Raw genomic sequence first — 2567 nt, forward strand, 5'->3', positions numbered from 1 at the left:
CCATAGTAGCTTGTCGATACTGTCATTGGGTTCGAAGTAGGTATCGCCAATTTGATCATTGTTCATATCCCAGCCTAAATAGTCGCTCCAGTAATTACCTTGGGCGTCGAGGCTCCATTCTTGTTTGCGGGTCGCGACGTATTTCACTTGAGTCTGGTTTTTGATAAAGGTGTTTTTAGCAATAATATTGTTCTCGGAACCTGCTGTCAGGTGAATACCGATTTCTGCATTACTCACGTCATTGTCTAGAATTTTGTTGTGCAGCGAGTTATAAATAAAGAAGCCCTTACCATCGGCACCCTCAACGTGACGTGCCTCACTTTGACGCACGCCATCAATCGTGTTGTTAGTTAAGGTGGAATAGGTAATAAAGTTTAATAAGATGCCGTAGTCTTCACTATCGAGTGACTGGTTATGATTGACAGTGAGACTTCTGGATTGCATGAGCGCATAGCCTGCACGGGTTCGTACCGCTTTGTTTTTGGTGACGGTATTGCTGTGGGAGTACATGTAATGAACCCCGTAGCGAAGGTCGTGCATATGGTTTTCAGTGAGCAGGTTGTTCTGGCTAGAAATAATGTAAATTCCGTCACGGGTATGCCAGATTTCGTTGCCACGAACCTCGGTATTGGTCGCAACGGATAGATGAATACCATTGCCTCGGTCGGTTGAGCGCATCTGCTCGTTACCGCTTATTTTATTGTTGATAATTTTTGCACCATCGCATTTATCTAACCAAATACCGCTAGTATCACCATGAAGCAGGTTATTCTTGATGGTTGTATTTTGTGCCGATTTTTCAATAAAGATGCCGGCATTCATTGCCGTTAAATCATCGCCCCAGTTTTCTATTGTCAGATTTTCAATGGTGACATGTGGAGCTTTTATTCGAATCCCGTCATGCATGCCTTGGGCGTTGATGATAGCGCCCTTTTCACCTTGAATAGTGAGACTCTGTCGAATAACAAAGTTACCGGCGTAAACACCGGGAGAGAGGACTATCGTATCGCCTCGAGAGGCATTATCGAGAACAGCTTGTAGGTCTAGCTGAGAATTAATCCTTATCTCTTGAGCATAGGCTGAAGAGGATAAAAGAGATGCCACCACTATCAGACAGGTACAGAGGCACAGCATAAGGATATACGCACTGTGCTTCTGTTTGTTCTGCTGTGTTTCCAGCAGTATTCGAGATGGTTGTGACATCTTGTACTTCTTTTTCGCCTTTAGCAGTTAGCTAAAGCTTAAAGGGTTTAAGCTTCGACTAACATTCGGCCACGCATTTCCATATGCAGTGCATGGCAGAACCAGTGACAGTAGAACCATTGTACGCCAACCTTGTCGGCGGTAAAGGTCACTGACTGGGTTTGCTGAGGGCCAATTTCCATACTGACGCCATGGTTGACCATACAGAAACCATGAGTTACGTCTTCTACCATATCAAGGTTAGTGATCACCATGGTGACTTCATCGCCTTGCTTAACGGTAAATTTGTTCAGGCCAAAGTTTGGTGCAACCGAGGTCATATAAACCGTCACTTTGTTACCCTTGCGAATAATCTTGTTGTCCATTTCAAGATTTACACCATCTTTCTTTGCTTGAGCAACGGTTTCAGCGAAGAAGGGGTCATCACGCTTCCAGATTTTGCTTGGCTTCACTTTGCTTCGATGAACGATCATACAATCGTGAGGCTCAGCAAAGGTCGGGCCGTCGTGAATCAGCTTCATTTCATCGCCGGAGATATCGATTAACTGATCATTTTCGGCACGAAGTGGGCCCGTCGGTAAGAATCGGTCTTTAGAGAACTTACAGAGACAGACTAGGTATTTGCCATCAGCATCACGGGTTTCACCCATGGTGGTGTGAAGGTGACCTGGCTGATAATGAACATCCAGCTTTTGGCGAATGTAATTAACTTTCTTGTCTTGATAAGCTTTGATCGCATCTTCCACGTTCCACTTAACCACCTGACTATCGATAAAGACGGTTGTATAAGCATTACCGCGTCCGTCAAAGGCTGTATGAAGCGGCCCTAAGCCCAGCTCTGGCTCTGCAACGATGGTATCGCGAGGTTTGATCTTATCATCAAATAGTGAAGCCAGCTTCTTGATCGCAATCACTGAAACGGTTGGTGAAAGCTTACCGTTAGCCACAAAGTATTCACCGTTTGGTGAAGTGTTCAAGCCATGAGGACTCTTGGGTACCGGAATATAGCGAGTATATTTGGAACCTTTACGGCCATTGATTACAGGTACTTTGGAATCGCCGATTGTCTTGAAGTCACCGTTCTGAACCGCTTTCTCAAGCGCTGGAATATCAAATACAACAACATGGTCACGCTCAGCTGAAATCATTTCAGGTAGCGTTACGCCGTTTTCAGAGTTATAGCAGGTTGATGCAGCGAAACGACCGTCGTAGTCGGCATCGGTATTATCAAGGTTGCCATCAACAATGACCTGGAAAGCCATTTCCATCTTCTCAGCGTCAATGACGTTGAACATGGAGAAATATTTACTAGGGTCATCCAAATCACGTCCGTCATTCGGTAATGGAATTTCATATTCACCGTT

2 protein-coding genes are annotated in these 2567 nt (G+C 44.9%); both read right to left on the reverse strand.

Annotation, left to right across the window (positions count from 1 at the left end; genetic code table 11):
- A partial coding sequence (locus A3735_RS17200) for a nitrous oxide reductase family maturation protein NosD (protein WP_068638338.1) occupies window positions 1-1203 on the reverse strand: 1203 nt, incomplete at its 3' end.
- A gap of 47 nt (window positions 1204-1250) precedes the next feature.
- A partial coding sequence (nosZ, locus tag A3735_RS17205; protein WP_068638340.1) for a TAT-dependent nitrous-oxide reductase occupies window positions 1251-2567 on the reverse strand: 1317 nt, incomplete at its 5' end.

This window comes from Oleiphilus sp. HI0061, from assembly GCF_001635675.1.